Genomic DNA, 24,903 nt, shown 5'->3' on the forward strand with positions numbered 1-24,903 from the left:
CACTGAGTCATCGCCCCCGAAACTCTGGTTGGCGTTTTGCCTTGAACGCTGAGGTTCCCTCGCGGTAGTCCTGGGTCTTCTGGAGCTCGTCCTGGAACTCGTGCTCCAGCTGCAGAGATGAGGTCAACGTTGGCACGCTTGCATGATTGACGGCGGTCTTGATGCGGCCGAGGGCGCCGGTCGGGCCTTGCGACAATGCCGTGACCAGCGCCTCGACCTCGTCCGTGAATCGATCGTCCGGGACACACATCGCGATGAGCCCTTCCAGCTGAGCCTGTTGTGCGGACAGCTTCTCGCCGAGCATGGCGAGTCGCATGGCGCGTGCCCGGCCCACGGAGGCAGCGACCAACGCTGTTGCTCCGCCGTCCGGCATCAGACCTATCTTGACGAACGCGAGCATGAAGTATGAACGCTGGGAGGCAACAGTCAGGTCTGCAGCCAAGGCGATCGAGCACCCGAATCCAGCAGCGGGTCCGTCGACCGCCGCCACGACGGGGTAGCGCGCGCTTGTCATGGCGCCGACCAGGCGCGTGGCGGCGTCGAGGAAACCCTCGTTCGGCGTGGCTGAGATCTTCGCTCCCGAAGAGAAGGCGCGTCCGGAGCCTGACAGCACGGCTGCGCGTACGTCGGGGTGGTCAAGCAACGCTTCGGCAAGGGCGTCGACCAGAGGGGTGTCGACTGCGTTCAACCGTTCCGGCGCATCAATCGTCAGGCGAAGGACGGCATCGGTGCAGTCGACGAGCAGCTCGGTCATGCGACACGTTCCACGATGACGGCGAGACCCTGGCCGCCTCCGACGCACATGGTCGCCAGGCCGAATCGTTGCTCTCGAAGCGCGAGCTCGCGTGCCAGGGCGCCGATCATCCGGGTCCCGGTGGCACCGACGGGATGTCCCAGCGAGATTCCCGAACCGCGGACGTTGATTCGATCGAGGTCCTGGTCGCCGATCTGCCACTCGCGCATCACCGCCAGTGCCTGTGCGGCGAAGGCCTCATTGAGCTCGATGAGATCCAGGTCCTCCCATCGAAGCCCGGCGCGCTCGAGGGCTGCGGTGGTCGCGGGAACGGGCCCGATTCCCATTCGACCCGGCTCGACGCCGGCGACGGCAGCAGACACGATCCGTATCAGTGGACGCAGTCCGAGTCGGTCGGCCATCTCTGGAGTTGTGACGATGCACAGGGCGGCGGCGTCGTTCTGGCCGCTGGCATTGCCAGCAGTGACGGTGGCGTCGGGATCCTCGTTCAGTCGCAGCGGCCGCAACCGAGCCAAGGCTTCGAGTGATGTGTCGCGTCGTGGATGCTCGTCCTGGTCGACCGTCACATCCCCGTCGCGACCATTGCTGACAGTGACCGCAACAATCTCAGTCGCCGATGCTCCGCTGTCCTGAGCAGCTATCGCGCTGTGGTGAGATCGTACGGCCAGCTCGTCCTGCTCCTGCCTCGTGATCGAGTACTCGCGCCGAAGTGTCTCTGCGGTCTCGAGCATTCCACCCGATACGGGGTGAAGGCGACCTCCGGCCGTGACACGACCACGTTCGAGGCTGTCGTGCAGGACGGCTGCGGATTGACCGGTTCCGCGACGTACCTCGTGACTGAAATGAGCGGCGTTGCTCATGCTCTCGACGCCGCCAGCGACCACGAGCTCGCTGTCGCCGAAGGCAACCTGTCGTGATGCGTAGAGGACAGACTGGAGCCCTGAACCACACCTGCGATCGACCTGTAGCCCGGGAACCGAAACGGGAAGGCCGGCATCGAGGGCCACCACTCGGCCGATGGCTGGTGCAGCCATGCTCGGGTAGCAGTGCCCAAGAATGACATCATCTATCGTTTCTCCGCGCAATCCAGTGCGCTTCATCAAGCCGAGCAGACATTGCGCCCCAAGCTCGGTCGCGGAAAGCCCTGCCAGACGGCCCCCGTATCGCCCAATTGGTGTCCGGACGGGTTCACAGATGACGACGTCACGCATCGGCGCGCTCTTTCCAGACAGAGTCGGCTGGGTGAGGGCTACGACCGTTCAGGAGCTGGCGGGCGATGATGACTCGCTGCACCTCACTTGTGCCCTCGTAGATCCGGTAGAGCCGCGCGTCGCGATAAAACCGCTCGACGGCCACTCCGTGCATGTAACCCGAACCACCGTGGATCTGGACTGCTCGATCGGCCACGCGCCCGACCATTTCGCTGCAGAACAACTTTGCGCTGGACGGAGCCAGATAACGGTCCGACCCGTCGTCGAAGGTCGCCGCAGTCGCCAGGGCGAGTGCCCGACCCGCAAGGTAGTCGGTCTCGGAATCGGCCAGGAGCGCCTGAACCTGCTGGAACTCGCCGATGATCTGTCCACCCTGCCGAGCTGTTGACGCGTAAGAGATGCTTTCGTCGACCAGACGGGACGCCATGCCCACACAGCAGGCTGCGATGTGCAGTCGCCCCTTGGCCAGCGACCTCATCGCTGTACCAAAACCGTCACCTTCCGCACCAACCAAGCGGGTCGACGGCACTAAGACATCATCAAGGAAGATCTCAGCAGTCGTCGCTCCGCGCTGTCCCATCTTCTTGTCCTTGGGACCGACTGTCACGCCTGGTGTGTCGGTGTCAACGACGAAGACGGAAATGTCACTGGCGCCGTCACCAGTCCGCGCGAACACCATCAGAAGGTCCGACTTGTCAGCGTTGGTGATGAACCGCTTCTGGCCGTTGATCAAGTAGCCGTCATCGGTGCGCTCGGCGCGTGTCCGTAGGCCGCTGGGGTCTGATCCGGCTTCCGACTCAGTCAGGGCAAACGAGGCGATCGCATCGCCATTGGCGATCCGCGGTAGGAACTCGTGGCGCTGCTCGTCCGAGCCCGCATTCACGAGAACCTGGCCAGCGATTCCGTTCCCAGTGCCGAACATCGAACGGAATGCCGGCGTGGTGTAGCCGATCTCCATCGCGATGCGCACGTCCTCCTGTGATGTGCAACCGAGGCCACCGTATTCCTCCGGGAGCATGTACCCGAACAACCCGATCTCGGCCGCGGTGCGCCGGATGCTCTCGGGGATCTCGTCGCTGCTCTCGATGTCGTCTTCAGCGGCAACCACCGTCTTGCGGACGAAAGCACGCACCGTGCTGAGGACATGTTCAAAGTCGGAAGAATCCATCAGCTCGCTCCTAAGTCCTATCTTATATAAGATAGGACTTTACCGTAGAGGTTCGGATTTCTGACGGCAGGGCTCGCCTCGCTTACCGGGACACGCAAGTCCCCCCGCTTCCGCAGTGCGTGCCGTTCGCTGGGCATATGACCCAGAGGTCACAGGTTCTTCAAGATTGCTCGGACCCCCGGCTTAGCCCCGGAAGGCCGGCGCCAATTGGCGAGGAGACCTTCCCAAGTAGATGGTCGGCGGTGTCCTTGGGGCTGAGCCCCGAATCTGCAGATGGGTGCTTCTAGTTCTGGAACCGACTGGCGATCAGCGCTGGCAAGGTTGCTGAACAGATGTATGACTGGCGTCGACCATGCCCGACTGGCTTCGAGTGTCTGGGGGGAATCCCGGGGCAAGTTCGGCCAGGTGCGGTATCGCTGCAGGTCATAAGAGTGGTGGGTGCAGCCTGTAAATCAGACGGCTCAGCCTACGTAGGTTCGAACCCTACACCTGCCACGGGAACGAAAAGTGCCCCTGACCTGCGGAAGCGCAGGTCAGAGGCACTTCTCATTTGGCGCCGGCAAGCGGGATTCGGACATTTCGGCGAAAGTGCTCTGACCTGCGGCGATGGGCCGAACGCGGCGGGTCAAGCGATTGCGTGGGGGTAATGCTGGGGCAAGTTAGCCGCTTCTCTTGTGGGATCGAGCCGAGGTGCCTGCAATTGCAGGGCGATTCGTGGGAGTGGGGTGTCGGTGAGAACTGAGAACCAGTCAGCAGGCGTTCGCAGATGCGCTGGCTCAGCGTCTCGCCGATGAGCTCATGTTGGTGTTCTGCCACGCAGCTTTGGCACCGCTGTGCCCAATGAGTGCTACCTGCACGGTCGTCCCGGCCACCGCGGCGACTGCGAGGACTGCGACCGCAGCGCGAATTGAGCGTCGCATCATGCGGCCGCTGGCGCCTTTCCGATGGATGACGTAGCTGATGAGCGAGACGACAAGGAGCGCGATCATCCAAGGCAGCAGTCCGTCTGCCAGACGAGTGTGCTTGTCGAGCAAGGCTGAATGTGCAACGTGCCTTTCGAGTGTCTCGCCCGTCGAAGTGGAGAGCGGGACGAGGACCAGCCCGATCAGGCTGAGTATTGCAGGCATGGGTCCGGCCCAAGTCGCGAAGCCCGGCCAGAGGACCGCCAAGAGGACTGTCATGGCGGCCAACGGGATCATCACCACCGTGGCGTGGACGATCAAGGGGTGCAACGGCAATCCATAGAAGTCGTTCGGCATAGCGGGCCTTTCGGGTATGTGATTTCGACATGAGCGCAGCTTGGGCCAGGTCCGCGTATGACCTGCACACTGACTTCTAGCGAGTCGTCGCGTACGTCGTGTCGACATCTGCGGGGTGCGGAGAACCCAGGCGCCGATTGCGTCGGTACGCGATTGCGGCGGGGAGGATTGAGAATGCGGCGAGGCCGATCGTGATGAGCTCGATGTGCTGGACAACGAACGGGATGCCTCCGAACAGGTAGCCGGCCGTCACGATGAGGACAGACCAGACGGCAGCGCCGACGAGGTTGTAGGTGGTGAAACGCCGACGTTGCATGTGACCGATCCCTGCCACGGCAGGCACAAACGTACGGATGACAGGTGCGAAGCGAGCGAGGATGACCGCCTTGGCACCATGGTGGTCGAAGAATCGATGTGCGCGGTCAGCGTTGTCCTGCGAAAAGAGCCGAGAGTCTGGCCGTGAGAACAGGCGCGGCCCGAAGTGCCGCCCGATCAGGTAGCCGACCTGGTCGCCGGCGACCGCGGCGATGAAGACTCCGAGTGCCAGGATCCAGATCGACAGACCTATGACGCTCGAAGCGACGAGAGCCCCCGCCAGAAAAAGGAGGGAGTCGCCGGGAAGGAAGAACCCGACGAGCAGACCACTTTCGGCGAAGACGATGGCCATCACGAGCAGCAGCGCGGCCGGGCCGAGCGAGTAGAGCAGCGGTGTCAGGGTGGCGATCATGATGTCACGCTAGGCGCGCGAACCTGACTGCCGCCTGATCGCTGCCGCCCCTCGAATCGCCGACGACGTACCCGGATCACGACGCAGACAAGCGTGAGCAGCGCGGTGGCGATCAGCCACGACGCGGCGACGTCGCTGGCCCAGTGATAGCCCAGGTAGATGCGGCTCAGGCCGATCCCGAGCGCCAGCAAACCAGCACCCAAGACTGCAGCGATCCGCTTCCGTCGGGCCGCGATCAGCGGTACGAGCAAGATCACGACGAGGCCAAGAAGGACCGCCGAGTTGAGGGTGTGCCCAGAGGGGAACGAGTAGGACGAATCGACTGGTCCGAGCCGGTTTGCCTCGCCGGGGCGCGCGCGTTCGACCGCAAGCTTGACGCCGACGGTCATAGCCGCGGAGACCGCCATGGCCGCCGCCGCGCACCCTGCGAGGAAGGGTCCTCGACGTTCGAGCAGGGCGATCACCAGCATCAGTGCCAGCGAGCCGACGACAACCTCGCTTCCGATCAGCGTGAGCAGCTGTGCGACATGTGTCAGCACGCCCGTGCGGACATCGAGGGCATCGGCCGCGATGTGCGGGTCGATGCTCGCCGAGATGCCGTCGTGCTCTCGGACCGAGTCGGCCAGCATGAGCACACTGGCTACTGGGACGGCAATCAGAGTGCTGGGCAGTGCCACCTGGAGGAAGCGTGTGTATGGGCTCATGTGCACCTTCGGAGATAGTGAGCCCCGCCCGGGCCCTCGGGGTGGGGCCTGGACGGGGCAGTACAGGGTGGATCAGGCGGCGACGGTGACGAGCTCCCTGTCCTCACGCCGGTCCTGGATCGTGAACCAGCCGACACACGCGAGGATGATCGCGAGAAACAGTGCACTGGTCCCGTTGGTGCCCAGGCCAAGCCCGCCGTCCTTGGGGGACGCGGTCAGGAAGTCGCCCATCGAGGCGCCGAATGGCCGGGTGACGATGTAGGCCGCCCAGAACGCGAGCACGGCATTGGCCTTGAGCCCGTAGTACGCAGCCGTGATCAACGTGATGACGCCGCCGAAGATGAGCGCCGACGGGAAATAGCCGACCGAGAGCTTCTCGGCGACGAGGTCACCGGCGGACGTACCAAGCGCGAAGGTGAACAGGATCGCGAGCCAGTAGTACGCCTCGCGTCGACGGGTGACGATCGAATGGATCGACAAGGTGTGCTCGGATCGGTACCAGGCGACGAACGAGGCGATGAGGCCTGCGCCTAAGATCGCGGAGGTCGTCCAGAGGCTGACACCGAAGTTGTCGACCAGGTTGTCTGAGAACAGTGTGCCGACGACGCTGACCAGCACGACTGCGAGCCAGTAGATCGCCGGGACGTAGCGGCGGACCGAGAACTGCACCACGAGAACCCCAGCCAGCAGAAGCGCCATGAGCGCGGTCGTGGCGGACAGCCCCAACCCGACGTTGCTGTTGAGGAAGTCAGCGGCGGTCTCGCCGACCGTCGTGGACAGGATCTTGACGACCCAGAACAGGATTGTGACTTCTGGGACTTTGTTGAGCAGGATGCGAGTCCATGCGCCGTGGCCGGCGTGGGTTGTCCGATGGTCAGCGGCGATGTCAGGTGATTGGCTCATGTAGCCACCTTGGAGGCGTCAACCTGACGGCCACCTGACTGCGTCAGTTGCGCGGCAGAGTCAGCGTGAAGCTCGTCGGTTGGGAGGTCGAGGTGACGTGGACGTCGCCCCCGAGCGTACGAGCGATGCGTCGCGAAAGCGCCAGGCCAAGCCCTGCTCCGTCGCTCCCGGTCCCTCGCTTGCCAGACAGGAAGACGGACTCGAGATCGTCCGTCGTGATTCCTTCACCGTCGTCGCTGACCGTGATGTTGACGGCACGGTCGTCGGCCTCGGCCGTGAACGTCACGGACGAGCGCGCATGCCGCAAGGCGTTCTCGACGATGGGCGAGAGGGCGCGTACGGCCAGCTCGGTCGGCGCTGAGATCTCGAAGACACCAACGTCGTCGCCCGATACCGAGATGCGTGAGGTGTCGAGATGCTCCAGCGCCGCTGACACGAGAGCCGCCGCTGTCGTACGCGAGTCGGATCGGGCGTCGTCGCGCGCAATCGCAACCAGTGAAGTGATCGTCGTGCTCATCCGATCCACGAGGTCGACGACACGTCCGAGACGCTCCGTCACCTCGGGACTCGATGAGGTCATCATTGCGAGCTCAGCCTCTCCACGGATCGCGGTCATGGGTGTCCGCAGCTCGTGCGCGAGCTCAGACGTGAGCTGTTGCTCGCTGCGCAGCGCGCCGGCGACGCGGTCCAGCAGGACGTTCAGCGTGCGACCGAGTCGGCCGAACTCGTCGTCGGTGCCGCTTGCCTCAAATCGCGACTCGAGGTCGTGCTCGCTCCAATCCTCGGCTCTGACGGCCATGGATTCGACCGGCGCCAAGGTGCGCCGTATGGTCCACGCCGCGATCGCGGCCGATCCGCCCGTGACCACGAGCCCAAGGGTCGCCAACACGGCGAGGACCGTGATGCGGGTGGTCTCGTAGGGAGCCATCGACTCGGTCACCACGACGACGGCCGTGACGTCTCCAGATCGGTCGCGGACCGGCGCCGCGAGGTAGACACGGTCGTGGCTCTCGACGCTGGTGCGCTCCCGAACCTTTGCGAGCGACGTGGCCTTGGCTTTCACTCGTGCGCCGGCCCTCGGAGCGTCGACCTGATGGCCTTTGGCGTCGAAGATCCAGGTCGTGTCGTCGATGTCGTCGTCGGGCGTCTCCAGCTCGGTCAGCACCCCAGATGAGCTCGTCGACAACTTCGCCGACACCACGTCGAGGCGATCGCGAAGTGTTGCGTCGACGCTGTTGGTGGCGGCGGCGTTGAGTACCAGCACGACGGTGCTGATCATGGCCGCCATCGCCAGTCCGGACACGATCAGCGTCGTCCACACGATGCGAGAGATGAGCGTACGGCCGGGAGCTCTCATCGCAGTGTGAACCCGACGCCGCGCACCGTCGTGAGCTCGACAGGGGAGTCGATCGAAGCAAGCTTGACCCGCAGGCGTCGCACGTACGAGTCGATCGTGTTCTCGTTGACGATCGCCCCGTCCGGCCAGGCCGCGGCGACGGCCGCGCGCCGACGTACGACTGTCCCGGAGTCCGCGGCGATTGCTGCGAGCAGCCGGAACTCGGTCGGCGTCAGCCTCACCTCACGGTCATCGATGTGGACCGAGAGCCGGTCCGGGTTGAGCGTCAATCCGCTGATTGTCACGTTCTCGGAGCGCGTTCTCCGGTGCAACGCATCGACGCGCACCAGGACCTCGGAGATCGCGAACGGCTTGACGACATAGTCGTCGCCGCCGGCATGGAACCCAGAGACCCGGTCGTGGACGGCGTCGAGCGCAGTCAGGAAGAGGACGGGGGCATGCTGGCCGCCCGCACGCAACGCCTGGCATACGTCACGGCCATCGGCGTCGGGCAACCCAACGTCCAGGATCAGGACTTCGACCCCGCTCTGGGCGCCGAGATTGTCGACTGCCTCCCGGCCGTTGCGGGCGAGAACGACCTGGTGCCCGTTCATCTTGAGTGCATCCGTGAGCACCCGACGAACGTCAGGATCGTCCTCACAAATGCCGACCACTGTCATCTCGCAATCGTGCACCATGACCACCCGAGATCCACGGTCGTACGCGAACGCAGTCAGGTCGCGTGCAGGTTGATCGCATGACTCTGGCTTCATGACAGCACTGTTGGTTCGACCCCATCGGGCGCTCGTCGAGCGTGTCTGGGGCCTTCCGAGCTGGACTGTCGCGGCGGCCACGACCGTGGCGGTGGTGGGCCGGCTCCCGTTCCTGGGCCACGCACCTGGACCCGACGAAGCCGGCTTCCTGCTGGTGGGTGGGCAGTGGAATGGCGCCGGGTCCTCGTTGTACGGCAACTACTGGGTCGATCGGCCGCCATTGCTGATCACGATCTTCCGCTTCGCCTCCTCGCTCGGCGGGCTCGCTGCACTGCGTCTGATCGGCTGCGTCGCGGTGGCTCTCGTCGTGATCGGATCGGCCCGGGTCGCGGGCCTGCTCGGCGGCGATCACGCCGCTAGGTGGGCCGCCGTGACGGCTGCAGGCCTGACCCTCAGCCCGCTACTCGGCGGATATGAGGTCAACGGCGAGCTGCTCGCCGCACCATTCACCCTCGGCGGGATCGCCCTGGTGATCATCGCCGTGCGCTCGATCGACCAGCGTCGCGCCTTCGTCGCATCCGCGGTTGCGGGCGCGTGCGCGGTGTCATCGCTCATGATCAAGCAGAACCTCGCGGATGCTGCGGTGTTCGGCGTGGTGGCCTTCGTGCTCGCGTTGTGGCACCGGAACATCACGCGTCAGCGTTTCGGCACGTTGGCCCTCGGCGCGATTGCCGGCGCCTTGGCGGTAGGACTCGTGCTTGCCGGGTGGACCGTCCTCCACGGGACATCGCTGGCTGGCGTGTTCGACGCGATGTATCCGTTCCGCATCCAGGCCGACCAGGTGCAGGCCGCGGTCGGAGCGGGTCATTCGACTGCAAGGCTCTACCGCCTGATCGGGGTTGCGGCGGGCAGCGGTCTCGGCCTCCTCATGCTCGGGTTTGCCCGCGATCTGGTCGTACGTCGGCGCCAGGACACCCTCTGGTGCGCGCTCGTCGCGACGACTGTCTTCGCCGTGGTCTCGGTCCTCCTGGGTGGCAACTACTGGCACCACTACCTGGTCGAGCTGATCGCGCCGCTCTCGGTTGCGACTGGTGTCCTCGCCGCGCGCCACGGTTTGGTGGCCCGGTCATTGATCGCGTACGTCGTCGTGGCCGCATCGGTTGGCTGGGCCGTGAGCCTGTCGATGCCACAAGGCAACGACGCCAGCTCGGTGGGCCGGGCCGTTGCCGCGTCTTCGCAGCCGGGCGACACGATTGTCACGGCGTGGGGTCGCGCCAACGTCACGTACTCCTCAGGCCTTCCTTCCCCGTATGCCCAGCTGTGGAGCCTGCCGGTCAAGACGATCGACCCTCAGCTGACCGCGCTCAACAGTGTCCTCACGGGTCCGTCGGCACCGACCTGGCTCGTGTCCGGGCCCACGATCCGCTCGTGGGGCCTCGACACTGCGCAGACTGCCGCGATCCTCTCGCAGGACTACCGCCCGGTCGGGCGACTCTGCGGCCGCACGATCTATCTGCACGACGGCCTCGACCGAACGCCCCCGAGCGTCAGCGGCACATGCCACGGCAGTACCACCCCACTCAGCACGATGAAGGAGCTCACACCATGAAAACGATCGTGGTCATCCCGACCTACAACGAGGCCCTCGGAATCGAGACAGTGCTCGACGCCGTCCTCCGCGCCGCGCCTGACGCCGAGATCTTGGTCGTCGACGACAACAGCCCCGACGGAACGGGAGTGCTCGTCGAAGCTCACCCGCAATACCTCCATCGGGTGTTCCTGCTGAGTCGGGGCGACAAAGACGGGCTGGGCGCGGCCTACCGCGCCGGCTTCACCTGGGCCGAAGCACGGATGTATGACGTCATCGTGCAGATGGACGCCGACCTGTCCCACCCGCCGGCCAAGATCCCCGAACTCGTCGCCGCCCTCGACACGGTGGACATCGCGATCGGTTCGCGGTATGTCGCGGGTGGGGGAGTCCGCAACTGGAGTCTGAGCCGCCGGCTCATATCGTGGGCCGGAAACACGTACGTCCGTGCCGTGCTGGGCCTGCGGGTCCACGATGCCACCGCTGGGTTCCGGGCCTTCCGCCGAGATTCCCTGCTGATGCTCGGGGCACTCGAATCACAGTCCAACGGCTACTCGTTCCAGATCGAGAACACTTGGCGGGCTAGTCGGCTCGGACTCACCACGACCGAGGTGCCTATCACCTTCACCGATCGCACCCTGGGGGAGTCCAAGATGTCGACAGCCATCATCCGGGAAGCCGTCATCCGCGTGCTCCTCTGGCGCTGGGACGAGATCCGCCACTGGCAGCGCCGCGCCGCGGTACCGGTAGGACGCCTGCGCGATGTCGGTGCTTAGCCGCTTGATCGCGCGGCTGACGACCCCTGAGGTCGCCAGCTTCGTTGCGGTCGGCGGCGTCGGCTACATCGTCGACATCACCGCGTTCAACTACCTGCGGTCGGCGCCGGTCCTGATCGGCATGGACCCGTCAGTCGCCAAGTCGTTGGCGGTCGGGCTCGCGATGATCGTGACCTACATCGGCAACCGGGCGTTCACCTGGTGCGGTGAGAGCGCGCGCGGTCGCCGCCGCGAGGTGGCGCTATTCGTGGTGTTCAACGTCATCGGGCTTGGTTTCTCTGTGCTTACGCTTGCGATCTCGCACGACGTGCTCGGTCTGACGAGCCGGTTCGCGGACAACATCTCGGCGAATGTGATCGGCCTCGCACTCGGCACGGCTTTCCGGTACTGGTCCTACAAGAAGTACGTCTTCAGCGGCAGCACGCACCAATACCAAGAAGCATTTGGCTGAGCGATGAGGTCGTTTCTGGGGTCGTTTCGGCCGCGCCCGATCATGTTCGTCTCCGTCGCTGCTGTGGTGGTGCTACTGGCGGGTGGTGGCTTTGCCGCATTCGAGAGCGAACAGGTGTCCAGCTACGGCGAGGGGGTGTGGTGGGCGCTCTCACTGATGAGCACAGTCGGGTTCGTCGGGGAAGCGCCGGAATCGACGGCTGGCCGACTGGTGTCCTCGATCCTGATGATTTCGGGGTTTGCTCTGATGGCACTGGTGACTGCCTCGATCGCGTCGCTGTTCGTGCGGGAGGAGGAGTCGACGGGCGAGGCCACAGAACGTGAATTCGAGGATCGAGCGCTGGCGCTGCTGGACCACCTCGTCGAGCGGATCGATCGCGTGGAGACGCGGCTTGACGATTTCGCTGACTCCGGGTCCAAGGACCGAGGCTAAGACTTGGTTGGGGTATCGGTGCCTCGTGTGGGTGCAGGCCGTAAATCAGACGGCTCAGCCTACGTAGGTTCGAACCCTGCACCCGCCACAGGCAACACATAGTGCCCCTGACCTGCGGAAACGTAGGTCAGGGGGACCTAGCGGTCACCCCCGGCGAGGACTCCGACGAAGGATCCGCCGACGCGGCACTGCCCGACACCGGCTCACCAGTGGGTTCCGGCAGACTCGTGACAGCGTGGCTGCGATTCTTGTCGGCCTCGGCCTCGTGACGGCGGCCCGGCGGCGCGGCGCTCGCCTCTGCCGGCATCGTCAACAGTCCACCCAGTGCGAACGTAGTCCGTGGCGCGAGTCAGCTCACCAACCCTCTCGGCTTCACACCGGGCGGCTCGACCGACTACGTCGCCGACAACGGCCTCCACCGGCACGGTCAGCTGGCCGGCACCGGCGACAGGCTCAATCCGGGCACGCCAGACGACCGACGGTCCACCAGGAGTACGTCACGAGTCAGGGCGCGTGAACCGAATCTGCCTTCTCGTGCGACAAGCAGGGTGAAACCATCCCCACCCTGGAGGCATCACATGAGGCACACCCTCTCCCGACTTGCTCCCCCGGTCGCCGCCGTCGCGGCGCTGGGACTGTTCCTGACTTCTCCGGCGATCGCCGGCACCGACCAGATCCGAAGCGAAGGGCCGTTGCTGAGCTACTCGGCAGAGATCCCGGCCGGAGCCAAGGCCCGGGTGCAAGCGGTATACACGGCGTCGGGCAAGTCGATCGTGACTCTTCACGCCTGGGGCCTCAAGCCGAACACCGAGTACGGCGCACATGCGCACCGGGACGCATGTGGTGCCACTGGCGCCGCCGCCGGCCCGCATTTCCAGAACGTGGTCGATCCGGTGACACCGTCGACGAACCCGTACTACGCGAACCCGCAGAACGAGATCTGGCTCGACTTCGAGACCGACGAGTTCGGTAGTGGCGTTGCCCAGACCCAGGTGGCATGGCAGTTCAACCCCGCTCGCCGGGCGCACTCGGTGATCATCCATGCCGAGCACACGCATACAGGAACCGGCGACTCCGGCACCGCGGGCCCGCGTCTGGCCTGCTTGACCGTCGGCTTCTAGAGTGGGAGCAGGGGATGGCAGACAGGTCCGTCATGGATGAATCCAGCGACGCCGATCTCCTGGCGCTCGTGGCTGACAGCAGCACGACCGCGCTCGAGACGCTGTATCACCGCCACGCCCCCTGGCTCACGATTCGCCTGTCTCGCCGATGTGCCGATCCGCAGATCGTCGACGAAGTCCTGCAGGACACCTTCATGGCGATCTGGCGCAACGCGAAGGGATTCACCGGAAAGGGAGAGCCCGCCGCCTGGATGTGGGGTATCGCGGTACGCCGTCTCGTGGACGCCTTCCGTAGACGACCGCCGTCCAGCGTGCTCGTGCAGGAGTCCGATCTCTCGGTGGTGGAGTCCGCGGAGGAACGTGTGCTGCTCGGCATCGAGCACGGCGCACTCGGCGGAGCGCTGGAGACACTGTCGCCCGACCTCCGCGCAGTCGTGCAAGCCACGATTCTCGACGGGCTCACCACCAGGGAAGCCGGGCGCCTGCTCGGACTGAGACAAGGAACGGTGAAGACCCGGATGATGCGGGCGCGACAAGCTCTCCGAGAGGAACTGACATGAATACTCAGCCGTGGCATCTCGACGAGTCACTCGCCGAACGGTATGCCACCGGTCAGACCGGTCAGACGCTCGCCGCGTCAGTGGAGCAGCACCTCATCGGGTGCCGCGCGTGCCAGGGTCTCCTTGGCCGGTACGTTGACGCTCGACGTCACGATCAGGTGTTCACCGGCGTGATCGAACGCATCCAGGCGCCTCGGCGGGGCCCGGTCGAACGTCTGCTGCGATCGATGGGCGTCGCCGACTCGACCGCGCGCCTCGTCGCCGTGACGCCTTCCCTGCGCAGCAGCTGGATCGGCGGCGTACTGCTGGTCCTCGTGCTGGCGCAGATCGTCGCCCACAGTGAACCCGTTGGCGTCGCGCTCTACCTGGCGCTCGCCCCGGTACTGCCCGCGATCTCGGTTGCGGCGGCATTCGGTGGCCGGGCCGATCCCACCCGCGAGATGGCGTCGGCGTCGCCGTACCCGATGCTGCAGCTGCTGATCCTGCGCACGGTGGCCGTCGTCGGTGCCACGGTGCTACCTGCAATGGCACTTGCCCTGTTGCTGCCGGGCTCAACCTGGCTCTCGTTGGGCTGGCTGCTGCCATCACTCGCGCTGGCCGCGTTCATCATCACGCTCCCGGATCAGCTGGCCGTCCCGGCCGCGGGCACGTTGTCTGCGGCGTGGATGGGGATGGTCTCGACCGGATGGCTGCGGCACTCTGATCCGTACGCGGCTGTCACGCCCGCGATCCAGTTCGTCAGCCTGGTCGCTCTGACCTTCGCGCTCGTCGTCCTCCTCGTGCGCACCACCCACCCGCAACGGAGAATCGTATGACCACCATCGACGCACGGGACGTAGTCCACACCTACGGACGCGTCCGCGCCTTGGACGGGCTGAACCTCGTCACCGATGTCGGTGTCACGGGGCTGCTCGGCCCCAATGGTGCCGGCAAGACCACCCTGCTGCGCGCCCTGGCCACGGTGTCATCCCCCAACTCTGGGCACGTGAGGATCCTCGGCCACGACCCGGCTGACATTGACGGGCGCCTCGCGATCCGTCGCACTCTCGGCTACCTGCCGCAGGATGCCGGGTTCCCTCGTGGGTTCTCCGCGTTCGAGGCCATTGACTACCTGGCGATTCTCAAGGAACACATCCGCGCGTCGGCCCGCCACGACGAAGTGCGACGTGTGCTGGCTCTCGTCGGGCTGCAGGACGTTTCGACCAAGAAGGTACGGACCTTGTCGGGCGGGATGCGGCGCAGACTTGCACTCGCGCAGACGCTGCTCGGACACCCCGACCTGCTCGTGCTCGACGAGCCGACCGTCGGTCTCGACCCCGAACAGCGGATCCGGTTCCGCGAGATCATCTCCGAGGCAGGCGTCGGGCGCACCGTCGTGCTCTCGACCCATCAGACCGAAGATGTCGCCGCCCTCTGCTCGCACGTTGTCGTCATGGACCACGGCAGGTCCGTCTTTGCGGGCACGGTGCCCGAGCTGGTCGCCCAAGCAAGGGATCGGGTCTGGGTCGACGATCAGCGTGACGATCGCGCCAACGCGGTCTATCGGCTCGGCGACGGCAGCTATCACCACATCGGCGATCCGCCGGCCGGTGTTCAGCTCGTCAAGCCGACCATTGAGGACGCCTACCTGCTGCTTGCGGGACCTGGTAGCGATGCGAGCGCCGTCGTATGACCTTCACCATCGTCGCTCCGACGCGGCGACACGTCGCTTCTGTCCTCGCGATCGGCGAGGCGCGTCGGCTCCTCTTGCATCCGGCGATGCTCGTGGGCTGGGCGTTGCTCGCAGTCGTCATCTTCATCGGGCTGATCAGCGGCAATCCGGTGACCACGTTTGGGACCATCACGACCGGCGCTGTTGCGAACCCTGGTGTCTTCTGCATCCTGGCGGCCCACATGCTCGTGACCCGCGACGCGCGCGCCGGCACGAGCGACATGACCGACGTCGCCCCGGCCACTCGTCGCCAGCGCGGGCTCGCGTTGCTGATTGCGGCGTGGGCGCCCGCGCTCGTCGCATTGGCCATCAATCTGGCGGCACACACGATGTTCCTGTTGACGGATTCGTATGTCCAGGCCCCCGGCCCGGCGCACATCGTCCAAGCGCCCGTTGCTGTGCTCGGCGGCACGCTTCTGGGGATCATGCTCGGCGTGTGGGCGCCCGCGCGCGTGACGCCGATCGTGGCGATGACGGCTCTGATCTCTTTTTGCCTTGTGCTCGACGGCGGTTCGGGCGGGAGGGCGTTGTTCAGTCCGGCGCAGAGCTGGGCCGACTGGGGGCCGGGCAATGGTGAGCAGTGGTACGCCCTGATCCCAGGCCATCCCGGGGCTCACGTGGCATACCTGCTCGGGCTGTGCGCGATGGCGGCGGCCGCCACGTGGTTCCGTCTGTCGGCGCGGCATCGCGCCGTGTCCGTCGCGCTCGGCACTGTCGCCATTGCCATCGCCGCGGTCGGCGGATGGGCGCAGCTGCCGTGACCCGTACGCTCTTCGCCGCGTCTGCAGCGACGATCGCAACGGATGGCGACGCGCAGCTCCGCCGTCGCCCACGACGGGGTCGGTCCGGTCGGATCATGAGCCGCACGCTTCTGACGGGCTCCTGGTACGCCCTCGCGCGCCCACCCCTGCTCGTTCCGGCTGCACTCGCGGCTGTCCTGCCCGTCATGGCGTACCGCGCGCTCAACGACGGGTATGCGACTCAGGTCGTGCTCGGCGTCGCCGTCATCCTGGCGTGCGCCTTGGCTGCGACCGCCGACGACCCTGCTCACGAAGTCGCTGCGGCGTCACCTCATCCACGCGCGACGCGCTGTGCGGCTCGCCTGCTCGTCGGACTCGCGCTCGCGTTACCGATCGCGGTGTTCGCACTTGTGATCGCCGACCACCAGGCAGTCGAGATCCGGCTCGCCGGGACTGCGCTGCAGATGGCAGCGTTCGTGGCCGTCGGACCGGCCGTCGGGTTCGGTGTGTGGGCGTGGAGCGATGTCAACCAGGCGACGCATGTGGCAACAGTCGCAGTGCTGTCCGTGTGCCTGGGCCTGTGGGCGATCCCCCACACGTTGGCCGTCGTCAGCATCCAGCCGTGGGGTCCACCGTGGGAGGCCGTGCTGATCCGATGGGGCGCCCTGGTCCTGCTTGCTCTCGCCACGATCGCGGCCGCCTGGCGTGACCCTCTGGCGAGGTGAGCCACATGTCGATCTCCCCCGATCTGCGGCCTCGTGTCGGCAGTCGCCTCAGAACGACCGCGAGGATCATCGGCAGAGGCCTCCGCGCGGGACTCCTGGTAGGTCTCGCGACCGGACTGCTCGCCCGAGGCCTGATGAGACTCGTGGCGCTCACAGTCGGAGATCATCCCGGCTTCAGCCTGCCCGGGACCGCCGGAATCCTCCTCGTCTGCGTGGCTGCCAGCCTGCCCGGTGGACTCGCGCTGGCCGCACTGCACGGTCGACGACGTGTTCTGGCCCTGCCGACGGTCGCAGTCCTGGTCGTCCCGCACCTGCTGAACGGCATGTCGACGATCCAGGCAACCTCGTTCACGGGTTGGTCAGGCCTTCGCATGACGACCTTGATCGCGGTCCTCGCGATCTACGCCTGCATGTTGGTCGCCGCGATGTGGGTCTTGGCGGCCCTGACCCCGCCACAACCTCCCCATGTGAACCGATCAGGACCTTCCGTACGACAAGCAGCCTGACACCGTTTCTCGTACCTATGGAGGTTCTCCTCGTGAAGCACCCACTCTCCCGGCGACCGGTGGACCGACTAGGCACGGCTCTGATCGCGTCGATCGCGGTTCTGCTGTCCACGTCCGGCAGCCCGGCCGACGCGGTGGTGCCGGACACCACCCCGCCGACGATCACCCTCCGCGCACCCACGCCGACATACGAAATCTGGTATCCGAGCGACGTCGCAATCAAGGTCTCAGCCACCGACGACCTGGGCGGCTCCGGTCTCGAGAGCATCGAGTGGCAGCTCACCGGCGCGCAGACCGGTAGCGGCTCGTCGGCCGAGACCGTCACCGTCGCAGCAGAGGGCCAGTCGACACTCACCGTGGTAGCGCGTGACGTCGACGGCAACACAGCGACTCGGTCGCTTGACGTCGGCATTGACAAGACCGGGCCCACCATCATCGCGAACCTGGCCGACGGTGCCGAGCTGAAGAAGGGCAGCGACGTCACGCTGACGTACTCCTGTGACGACGACTTCGCTCCCGTCGACACCTGCTCAGCTCCGCTCGCATCTGGAGCCAAGATCGACACATCTGCCGTCGGCGATTGCACGATGACCTTCACCGCGACGGACAAGGTGGGAAACAGCAAGACCCGGACCGTCGCCTACCGGGTCGTCTTGCCCCAGCTCGACTGGGCTGGTGAGCCGTTCATCACTGGCACGGCCAAAGTAGGCGAGGTGCTGCAGGCCCAGGCGCCCTCATTCATCCCAGAGGCGGACACGGTGACCTATCGCTGGTTCGCCACGGACCTCGGGCTCATCTCGACAGGACCCACGCTCGTTGTTCCCGCGAACACGCTGGGTCGAGTGATCTGGATCAATGCCGTGGGAACCAAGGAAGGCTACGCTCCACGCACGCTTTCGTCGGAGGCAACCGCGGCCGTGCAGACGGGGTCGCTCGACGTGTCAGTGCAGGTCACCGGAACAGCCCAGGTCGGTGGTGAGCTCCAGGCTCACGCCACATCCAACCCGACTCCCGACGACGTGAGCTACAGGTGGCGACTCGCCGACGACCTCCAAGTCCTGGTCGGTACCGGCCCGACTCTCAATGTGCCGGCGAGCGCGGTCGGCCACCAGATCGTGGCTCAGGTCTATTCACAGAAAGCTGGGTACGAGCCGGGCGTTGCAGTCTCGGAGGCCACTGCAGTCGTGGTGCCCGGCACACTCACCACGACGGCAGGCTCGCAGCTCACGGGCACTGCACGTGCCGGTCAGACGCTGCGGGGGACACCCGCGACGTTCAGCCCCGAACCGTACGGGACGACGTACCGCTGGCTCCGCAACGGCTTGCCGATCGCAGGCGCGACCGCGGCGACCTACAAGCTGACCGCCTCCGACGTTGGCAAGAAGGTCACGTTCCGTACCGTGGCCAGCCATGAGGGCTACGCCGCGGCGGTGTCCGATTCCGCCTCGACCGCAACTGTGGCCAAGGCGCTGCCGAGTGTCGCTGCGAGAGCGTATGCCAGGGGCAACAGGCGGGTGCGCATCACGATCGCTGTGACGGCGCCGGGCCTCACCCCGACCGGCAAGGTGACGATCAAACGTGGCTCCACGGTGGTCGTACGCGATCGGTGGCTGGTCGGTGGCCGGGTCACGATCAACCTGACCAAGCAGAAGAAGGGCAAAACGCGCTACACGATCATCTACTCCGGCTCGAGCAGCGTGTACGGCAAGACGGTCACGACCGCGTACATCCGTGTGAGATAGCTCAATCGACCGCTGCAGGGTCCCGGCTTCCTCGACCGGGGCCCTGCAGCTCTGGTTGTGTCCCGCTTGACGATTCGTGCATCCAACGAAACGCCTGACAGGTGTCGATGCCTGCACCACAATTCCCGCATGACCGGGCCAGATGTCCCTGTACGCGGGACGGCCGACTCGGAGGACCTCCCCCCGAACGAAGCAGCCGCGTGGGCGGCGTGAAGGACCGCAACTGAGCCCGCTACGGACGTGCGAGCGAACGACAAACACGCCAAGGAACGGCTCCAGCGCGCCGAGCACCAGGCATCACAAACCCTTAAGTAGTCCCTTACTTATGGGCGATGCGATGCCATTCCCGACGGTTCTCGAGTGCTAGATTGCGACAATGACACGCCCAGAGCCGCCTGACGAAACTGATGCATCCGGCCCGGATATGCGACGCCGTCGGCTCAGTGGTCCCGCACGCAGGGCGAGCATCTTGGAAGCCGCGGCGCGTGTGTTCGAGCGGACCGGGGATCTCGGCTCGACGACGACCAAGATGATCGCTCACGAGGCCGGCGTCAACGAGGCGATGCTCTATCGCTACTTCGACAGCAAGGATGAGATCTTCTACGCTGCCGTCGTTGAACCGCTGAGGCTGCCCATGGCGAAGTTCGCCAGTCAGATGAACCCGCCCACTCGACGCATGACGCGCGACGAGCGGCTCGAGTTCATGAGCACTGTCATGCACGGGATCGTCGTGGAGTTCTCCGACCGCCTGGCTGCTCTAGGCCTCGTCATTTTTGGCAATCCCGCCACGGCTGGAGAGTTCTACCAAACTGCGTGGGAACCCGCCTTGAGGGACCTTGCGGCCGGTTGGAAAAAGATCTTTGACGACGTGGGCCTCAAGCATTACAACGACACATACCTGAGCGCGCAGGCAGTCATCGGCACCTGCTTGGCAATGGCCATGAGCAAGCGCCATGGAGGGCCCCAAAGCGAACAGGACCTGAAGCGAGAGCGAGAGCAGTGCGCCGAGCTCGCTCGGATGATGTACGACGGCGTGTTCGCGTACGGGGCCGACTAACGTTGTAAGTAATCACTTGCTTTGTCTCGCATTCCGTCTTAGAGTGGCGGTCGTCACATAGGTTCTAGACGCGACGAGGTGCATGGTGAAGGTCGGAGTTTCTTCTTGGTTCGGCAACGTGACGGAATTCGAGGAGCGAACCCGTGAGGGTCGTTTCGATGAGCCATATCCCTATTCGGACGCAGATCAGTTCCGCAAGGAGCTCGCAGTGGCCGATTTGGTCGAGCCGCTCGGCTTCGATTCATTCTGGACAATCGAGCACCACTTCTCGCCGTACGGGATGACGGCGAACCCGACCCAGATCCTCTCTCACGTCGCTGGCCGATCGAAGAACATCGACCTCGGGACGATGGTGCTGGTGCTGCCGTGGCACGAGCCGCTGAAGCTGGCCGAGAATCTCGCAATCCTCGACATCATGCTCGACGGACGCAAGCTCAACATCGGCATCGGTCGTGGATTCGCAGCCCGGGAGTTCAATGCGTTTGGCATCCCCTACGAGACGTCGCGTGAGCGCATGGCCGAATGCCTCGAGATCGTACGGATGGCGTTGACGGAGGAATTCTTCTCCTTCGATGGCGAGCATTTTCAGATTCCTCGGACAACCATCCGCCCCCGTCCCCTCAGCGCGGACCTCACCGAGAACTTCCTCATGACCTGGGCGTCCCCAGAGTCCCTCGAAATGGCAGCGGACAGCGGGTCCGGGCCGCTGTTCACCAACTACCGCGGTTGGGATGCGCTTCGCGAACAGCTCGGTCAGTTCGATGAGGTTCGTTCCTCGCATGGTTGGGAGCCTTCACCCACAGCGATCGCCGTCACGGTGTACGTACATGAAGATGATGCGTATGCCAAGGAGGTCGGCGACCAGTATTGGCGCAAGACCAGTGCGATGACCACGTGGCACTACGACCGGGTGGGCTCGGAGTACTTCATGCCGGATGCGAGCGATGAAGAGCGAGCCAAGGTTGTCGCCGACAACTACGAGGGTCAGGCTTCCGCAGGCATCTTCGGTTCGCCGGAAGCTGTCATCGCCCAGATCCGGGAGCTGCAGGAGGTGGCGAATGTCGGCCACTTGATCACACTGCACAGCTTCGGCGACATGCCGCTTGAGATGATTGAGACGAGCATGCGCCTGTTTGCGAACGAGGTGCTGCCTACCATCAAGACATTCGGGTCGGCCACGGAGCCGTTCGCGGTGCCGTTTGCGGAGGTTCTGAAAGATCGCGAGGCGACGCGAGCCGCAGCGCGATGATCGACCCAGCCGCGCAAGCCATCCTCGACGCGGTCAATGCGACCCCACCGATGGACCAGCTCGGGCTCGCCGCATCTCGTGAGTCGGTCACCGGGCGCCCACGTGCCACCTTCACGGAGGTTGACGTGGTCGTCGACCTGGTTACGCGGATTTCGGGAGGTGTCGCAGTGCGGCTCTACCGTCCGGCGGGGTTGGCGGCCGTACCGCTGATCGTGTTCGCTCACGGTGGAGGATGGATCCTTGGCAGCGTGGAATCCGCCGACGAAACGTGTCGCCGTATCGCGGTTGCCGGCGGTTGTGCCGTGCTGTCGGTGGATTATCGGCTGGCCCCGGAGGACCCTCATCCTGCAGCAGTTCTCGACGTCGAAGAGGTTCTTCGTTGGCTGCCAGGTGTGCAGGACGAATACGGAATCGATCCGGATCGGGTGTTCCTCGCGGGGGAGAGCTCGGGAGCGCACGTGGCTCTGAGCGCCGTGCTCGCACGCCAGTCGGAAGGCATCTCGGGAGTCTTGCTGTTCTGTCCACCCGTGGACCCGGCGATGAGCTCGGACTCGTGGACGAAGCTGGGGGACGACCACATCCCGCGCAGATCTCAGATGGAATGGATGTGGCGCCTCTATCGAGGGCAGGCTGATGAGCATGCGGGGGGAGCGCCGGACCCGGCCACTGCCGACCTGAGCGGCATGCCGCGGACAGTGGTGCTGGTTGCCGAGTACGACCCGCTGCGGGATGAAGGGATCGCGCTCACGCGCCGGATGGAGGCGCAAGGGGTCGAGACAGTCCTGCTTCATGCGGAGGGCCAGGTGCATCCGGTCGTGGGGTACGCCCCGGTCGTACCCGCGTGTGCTGCACATTTGGCGACGGCCGTGCAGGAGCTGCTCAAGCTCTGATCGAACTCAGCGTCGCTTGTGCGGGGACCAGTCAGTATCGATGACGGCACCGGGATTGAGGATGCCGTCCGGATCGAATGTCCTCTTCACGTCCGCAGTGAGCTGCATGACCCGCTCACCCAGCTGGGTGGGCAGGGCGGCGCGTTTGGTACGCCCGACACCGTGCTCGCCGGTGATCGTGCCGCCCAATGCGATCGCGGCCGCAAGGATCTCGTCGAATGCCTGCTGTGCGCGACGACAGCTGTCCGGGTCCGTGCGATCGTGGACGATCATCGGATGGAGGTTTCCGTCACCAGCATGTGCGACGACCGGGATCATCATCTGTGTTCGCTCACGAATCTCATCGATCGTCCGGCACATGTGCGGAAGTTTGGACAAGGGGACTGCGATGTCTTCCAGGAGCAGCGACCCGAGGCATTCAGCCGCCGGCAGGACCAAGCGCCTCGCCTCGATGAACTGCTCACCCTCATCGCGATCCTGGGTGGCGTAGACGTCCTTCGCCCCAGCCGAGATCAAGATCGACTCGACGTGCTCAAGGGCGCCTGTCGCCTGCTCAACCTGAACAAGCAGGAGGCAGCGGGCCGAGCGGTCGAGTCCGGATTGACGATGGTCCTCGACGGCACCAATCGCCACATCGTCCATGAGCTCAAGAAGAGACGGTCGGCTCTCACGACGAACGTCGATCACGGCGTGGGCCGCACTCTCCATGTCGTGAAATGTCGCGGCGAAGGTCGTTGTAGGAGCCGGCGGGCGAGTCAGCCGAAGTGTCGCTCCGGTCACGATGCCGAGAATTCCCTCACTGCCGATGAACAGTTGGAGCAACGCCAGCCCGGCGACGTCCTTGCGAAGCTCGCCGCCGAGTGTGATGACCTCGCCGTCAGCCAGCACCACCTCCAGTCCCAGCACGTAGTCCCGCGTCACGCCGTCCTGCACGCAGCACAGCCCGCCAGCGTTCGTGGCGATGTTGCCGCCAATCGTGCTGATCCGGAACGACGAGGGGTCCGGGGGATACCAGAGCCCGTGCTCCCGAACGGCCGCCTTCAGGTCACCGTTGAGTACGCCAGGTCCGACAGTCGCAGTCTGGGTGGTGGTGTCGACGCGGATCGAGTCCAGGTTCTCCAGGGAGAGCACAACCCCGCCGTCGACGGCCACGGCGCCGCCAGCAAGGCCCGTTCCCGCGCCGCGCGGCACGATCGGGACCCGATGCGACCCGCACCATTGCATCGTGCGCTGGACATCTTGGGTCGATCTGGCTCGTACGACAGCAATCGGATGACCGAGATCTTTCGCCATCGTCGAGTCGCGTCGATAGGGCTCGATCTTGTCTCGGTCGGTGACGAGCGCCCCTCGCGACAACGAATGTCGCAAGGTTTCCAGGTCAGGGGCGGACACGCGCCCGCCCGGCCAATTCGTCGGTTGACGATGCTCCGATCAGCGCAAGTGTCGTTCTCATCTCGGTCGTGAGTAGTTCAAGGACGCGCGCCACGCCGGCGGGTCCTGCGGCCATCAGCCCGTACAGGTAGGCCCGTCCGATCCAGACCGCATGCGCGCCCATACCTACGGCGGCGGCCACGTCGGCACCAGAGAGAACGCCGCCGTCCACGTGGACCTCGGCTCGGCCTCCTACCTGGTTGACCACGTCGGGCAGGATCTCCAGCGGTACGGGTGCTCGGTCCAACTGTCGGCCACCGTGGTTGGAGACGACAACCGCATCGGCTCCGTTGTCGACTGCTCGGACGGCATCCTCGACGGACAAGATGCCCTTGACGATCAAGTGCCCTTTCCATTGCGCGCGGATCGCGGCGAGGTCGCTCCATGTCACGGATGGATCGAAGACTTGCGAGGCCAGATCTGCGACCTGCCCGTCGAAAGATGACAGCGCGGCGAACTCGAGTGGATCGGTGGTGAGCAAGTTGACCCACCATCGTGGGTGGCGAGCTGCATCGAGCACCGTACGGGTCGTCGGAGCGGGCGGGATCGTCATTCCGTTGCGGACGTCGCGGAGCCGGGACCCGCCAACCGGGGTGTCAACTGTGACGATGAGGGCGTCGAAACCGGCGATGGCAGCGCGGTTGATGAAGTCGGCGCTGGCTTGGCGGTCGCGCCAGATGTAGAGCTGGAACCATCGACGGGCGTCGGGGGCCGCCGCCGCGAGGGCCTCGATGGAGGTGGTCCCCATCGTCGACAGGGCGTAGGGCAATCCGGCTTGGGCAGCTGCCAAAGCGACTGACGCTTCCCCGCTGTGGTGCATCATTCGGGTGAATCCGGTCGGTGCGAGCACGACCGGAAGTGCGCTCGAGCGGCCCAAGATGTCGGTGCCTAGATCAATTGTCGAGGCGCCAGCCATCGCTGTTGGTGTGAACTCGACGCGACCGTACGCTTCGCGGGACCGGGCAAGAGAAGTCTCGCGCTCCGCACCTCCATCGACGTAGTCGAATACGGCTCGCGGAACCCGCCGGCGTGCCAGTAGGCGGATGTCCTCGACGGATGCGGCACGCGCCAGCCGGCCGCCTGATCGCCGTGGCAGCGCATCGCGCAGCTGCTGGATCGTCGGCGCTGAGCGCTTCATTCGCGGTTGGC

26 protein-coding genes are annotated in these 24,903 nt (G+C 65.3%); 15 read left to right on the forward strand and 11 right to left on the reverse strand.

From position 1 onward, the window contains the following. Nucleotides 1-7 precede the first annotated feature (7 nt). The 9 genes from ABD683_RS11625 to ABD683_RS11665 all read right to left on the reverse strand — a co-directional run bounded on the left by ABD683_RS11625 (nucleotide 8) and on the right by ABD683_RS11665 (nucleotide 8,742). Nucleotides 8-754: an enoyl-CoA hydratase-related protein gene (locus ABD683_RS11625; protein WP_344770123.1), complete on the reverse strand. Its 747-nt coding sequence runs from the start codon at nucleotides 752-754 to the stop codon at nucleotides 8-10. Beyond that, entirely contained in the window at nucleotides 751-1,965 is a 1,215-nt protein-coding gene (locus ABD683_RS11630) for an acetyl-CoA C-acetyltransferase (protein WP_344770124.1), read from the reverse strand. The genes ABD683_RS11625 and ABD683_RS11630 overlap by 4 nt, the downstream gene beginning before the upstream one ends. Continuing rightward, entirely contained in the window at nucleotides 1,958-3,133 is a 1,176-nt protein-coding gene (locus ABD683_RS11635; RefSeq protein WP_344770125.1) for an acyl-CoA dehydrogenase family protein, read from the reverse strand. The genes ABD683_RS11630 and ABD683_RS11635 overlap by 8 nt, the downstream gene beginning before the upstream one ends. Before the next feature lie 776 nt (nucleotides 3,134-3,909). Further along, nucleotides 3,910-4,392 (reverse strand): DUF2231 domain-containing protein, encoded by a 483-nt coding sequence (locus ABD683_RS11640; protein WP_344770126.1) that lies wholly within the window; start codon nucleotides 4,390-4,392, stop codon nucleotides 3,910-3,912. A 76-nt stretch (nucleotides 4,393-4,468) separates the two neighbouring features. Next, a complete protein-coding gene (locus ABD683_RS11645; protein ID WP_344770127.1) occupies nucleotides 4,469-5,119 on the reverse strand; it encodes a VTT domain-containing protein in 651 nt (216 codons plus the stop codon). Further along, on the reverse strand, nucleotides 5,116-5,823 hold the full coding sequence (locus tag ABD683_RS11650) for a phosphatase PAP2 family protein (RefSeq protein WP_344770128.1): 708 nt from the start codon (nucleotides 5,821-5,823) through the stop codon (nucleotides 5,116-5,118). The genes ABD683_RS11645 and ABD683_RS11650 overlap by 4 nt, the downstream gene beginning before the upstream one ends. A 72-nt stretch (nucleotides 5,824-5,895) precedes the next feature. Continuing rightward, entirely contained in the window at nucleotides 5,896-6,726 is an 831-nt protein-coding gene (locus ABD683_RS11655; RefSeq protein WP_344770129.1) for a COG4705 family protein, read from the reverse strand. A 43-nt stretch (nucleotides 6,727-6,769) separates the two neighbouring features. Continuing rightward, complete coding sequence (locus ABD683_RS11660; RefSeq protein WP_344770130.1) at nucleotides 6,770-8,083, reverse strand: HAMP domain-containing sensor histidine kinase; 1,314 nt, start codon at nucleotides 8,081-8,083, stop codon at nucleotides 6,770-6,772. After that, the gene (locus ABD683_RS11665; RefSeq protein WP_344770131.1) at nucleotides 8,080-8,742 is read right to left on the reverse strand and encodes a response regulator transcription factor; all 663 of its coding nucleotides are present in this window, start codon (nucleotides 8,740-8,742) and stop codon (nucleotides 8,080-8,082) included. The genes ABD683_RS11660 and ABD683_RS11665 overlap by 4 nt, the downstream gene beginning before the upstream one ends. A 91-nt stretch (nucleotides 8,743-8,833) precedes the next feature. On the opposite strand from ABD683_RS11665, the gene ABD683_RS11670 reads away from it, so the two are divergent. From ABD683_RS11670 to ABD683_RS11740, 15 genes are all read left to right on the forward strand, one after another. After that, nucleotides 8,834-10,384, forward strand: coding sequence for a hypothetical protein (locus tag ABD683_RS11670; RefSeq protein ID WP_344770132.1), 1,551 nt, complete (start codon nucleotides 8,834-8,836; stop codon nucleotides 10,382-10,384). Next, nucleotides 10,381-11,139, forward strand: coding sequence for a polyprenol monophosphomannose synthase (locus ABD683_RS11675; RefSeq protein ID WP_344770133.1), 759 nt, complete (start codon nucleotides 10,381-10,383; stop codon nucleotides 11,137-11,139). The genes ABD683_RS11670 and ABD683_RS11675 overlap by 4 nt, the downstream gene beginning before the upstream one ends. Next, on the forward strand, nucleotides 11,126-11,590 hold the full coding sequence (locus ABD683_RS11680) for a GtrA family protein (protein ID WP_344770134.1): 465 nt from the start codon (nucleotides 11,126-11,128) through the stop codon (nucleotides 11,588-11,590). Before ABD683_RS11675 ends, ABD683_RS11680 begins: the two co-directional genes overlap by 14 nt. A gap of 42 nt (nucleotides 11,591-11,632) precedes the next feature. Continuing rightward, nucleotides 11,633-12,022: a potassium channel family protein gene (locus ABD683_RS11685; RefSeq protein ID WP_344770135.1), complete on the forward strand. Its 390-nt coding sequence runs from the start codon at nucleotides 11,633-11,635 to the stop codon at nucleotides 12,020-12,022. Between the two features lie 578 nt (nucleotides 12,023-12,600). Then, entirely contained in the window at nucleotides 12,601-13,143 is a 543-nt protein-coding gene (locus tag ABD683_RS11690; protein WP_344770136.1) for a superoxide dismutase, read from the forward strand. A gap of 32 nt (nucleotides 13,144-13,175) precedes the next feature. Continuing rightward, nucleotides 13,176-13,703, forward strand: a complete 528-nt coding sequence (locus ABD683_RS11695; RefSeq protein ID WP_344770137.1) for an RNA polymerase sigma factor — start codon at nucleotides 13,176-13,178, stop codon at nucleotides 13,701-13,703. After that, a complete protein-coding gene (locus tag ABD683_RS11700) occupies nucleotides 13,700-14,518 on the forward strand; it encodes a hypothetical protein (protein ID WP_344770138.1) in 819 nt (272 codons plus the stop codon). The genes ABD683_RS11695 and ABD683_RS11700 overlap by 4 nt, the downstream gene beginning before the upstream one ends. Beyond that, nucleotides 14,515-15,375, forward strand: a complete 861-nt coding sequence (locus tag ABD683_RS11705) for an ATP-binding cassette domain-containing protein (RefSeq protein WP_344770139.1) — start codon at nucleotides 14,515-14,517, stop codon at nucleotides 15,373-15,375. The genes ABD683_RS11700 and ABD683_RS11705 overlap by 4 nt, the downstream gene beginning before the upstream one ends. Next, on the forward strand, nucleotides 15,372-16,175 hold the full coding sequence (locus ABD683_RS11710; RefSeq protein ID WP_344770140.1) for a hypothetical protein: 804 nt from the start codon (nucleotides 15,372-15,374) through the stop codon (nucleotides 16,173-16,175). Before ABD683_RS11705 ends, ABD683_RS11710 begins: the two co-directional genes overlap by 4 nt. Nucleotides 16,176-16,270: 95 nt before the next feature. Beyond that, entirely contained in the window at nucleotides 16,271-16,879 is a 609-nt protein-coding gene (locus ABD683_RS11715) for a hypothetical protein (RefSeq protein WP_344770141.1), read from the forward strand. A 5-nt stretch (nucleotides 16,880-16,884) separates the two neighbouring features. After that, nucleotides 16,885-17,385, forward strand: a complete 501-nt coding sequence (locus ABD683_RS11720) for a hypothetical protein (RefSeq protein WP_344770142.1) — start codon at nucleotides 16,885-16,887, stop codon at nucleotides 17,383-17,385. A gap of 32 nt (nucleotides 17,386-17,417) precedes the next feature. After that, nucleotides 17,418-19,127, forward strand: coding sequence for a hypothetical protein (locus ABD683_RS11725; protein ID WP_344770143.1), 1,710 nt, complete (start codon nucleotides 17,418-17,420; stop codon nucleotides 19,125-19,127). Nucleotides 19,128-19,503: 376 nt separating this feature from the next. Continuing rightward, nucleotides 19,504-20,184 (forward strand): TetR/AcrR family transcriptional regulator, encoded by a 681-nt coding sequence (locus ABD683_RS11730; protein ID WP_344770144.1) that lies wholly within the window; start codon nucleotides 19,504-19,506, stop codon nucleotides 20,182-20,184. A gap of 82 nt (nucleotides 20,185-20,266) precedes the next feature. After that, nucleotides 20,267-21,433 (forward strand): LLM class flavin-dependent oxidoreductase, encoded by a 1,167-nt coding sequence (locus ABD683_RS11735; RefSeq protein ID WP_344770145.1) that lies wholly within the window; start codon nucleotides 20,267-20,269, stop codon nucleotides 21,431-21,433. Continuing rightward, complete coding sequence (locus ABD683_RS11740; protein ID WP_344770146.1) at nucleotides 21,430-22,323, forward strand: alpha/beta hydrolase; 894 nt, start codon at nucleotides 21,430-21,432, stop codon at nucleotides 22,321-22,323. Before ABD683_RS11735 ends, ABD683_RS11740 begins: the two co-directional genes overlap by 4 nt. Before the next feature lie 6 nt (nucleotides 22,324-22,329). Here ABD683_RS11740 and ABD683_RS11745 read toward each other — a convergent pair whose 3' ends face one another. Both ABD683_RS11745 and ABD683_RS11750 read right to left on the reverse strand, forming a co-directional pair. Continuing rightward, nucleotides 22,330-23,715, reverse strand: a complete 1,386-nt coding sequence (locus ABD683_RS11745) for an FAD-binding oxidoreductase (protein WP_344770147.1) — start codon at nucleotides 23,713-23,715, stop codon at nucleotides 22,330-22,332. Beyond that, nucleotides 23,702-24,892, reverse strand: a complete 1,191-nt coding sequence (locus ABD683_RS11750) for an alpha-hydroxy acid oxidase (protein WP_344770148.1) — start codon at nucleotides 24,890-24,892, stop codon at nucleotides 23,702-23,704. The genes ABD683_RS11745 and ABD683_RS11750 overlap by 14 nt, the downstream gene beginning before the upstream one ends. Between the last annotated feature and the right edge of the window lie 11 nt (nucleotides 24,893-24,903).

This window comes from Aeromicrobium panaciterrae, assembly GCF_039537165.1.
GTDB classification, from domain to species: domain Bacteria; phylum Actinomycetota; class Actinomycetes; order Propionibacteriales; family Nocardioidaceae; genus Aeromicrobium; species Aeromicrobium panaciterrae.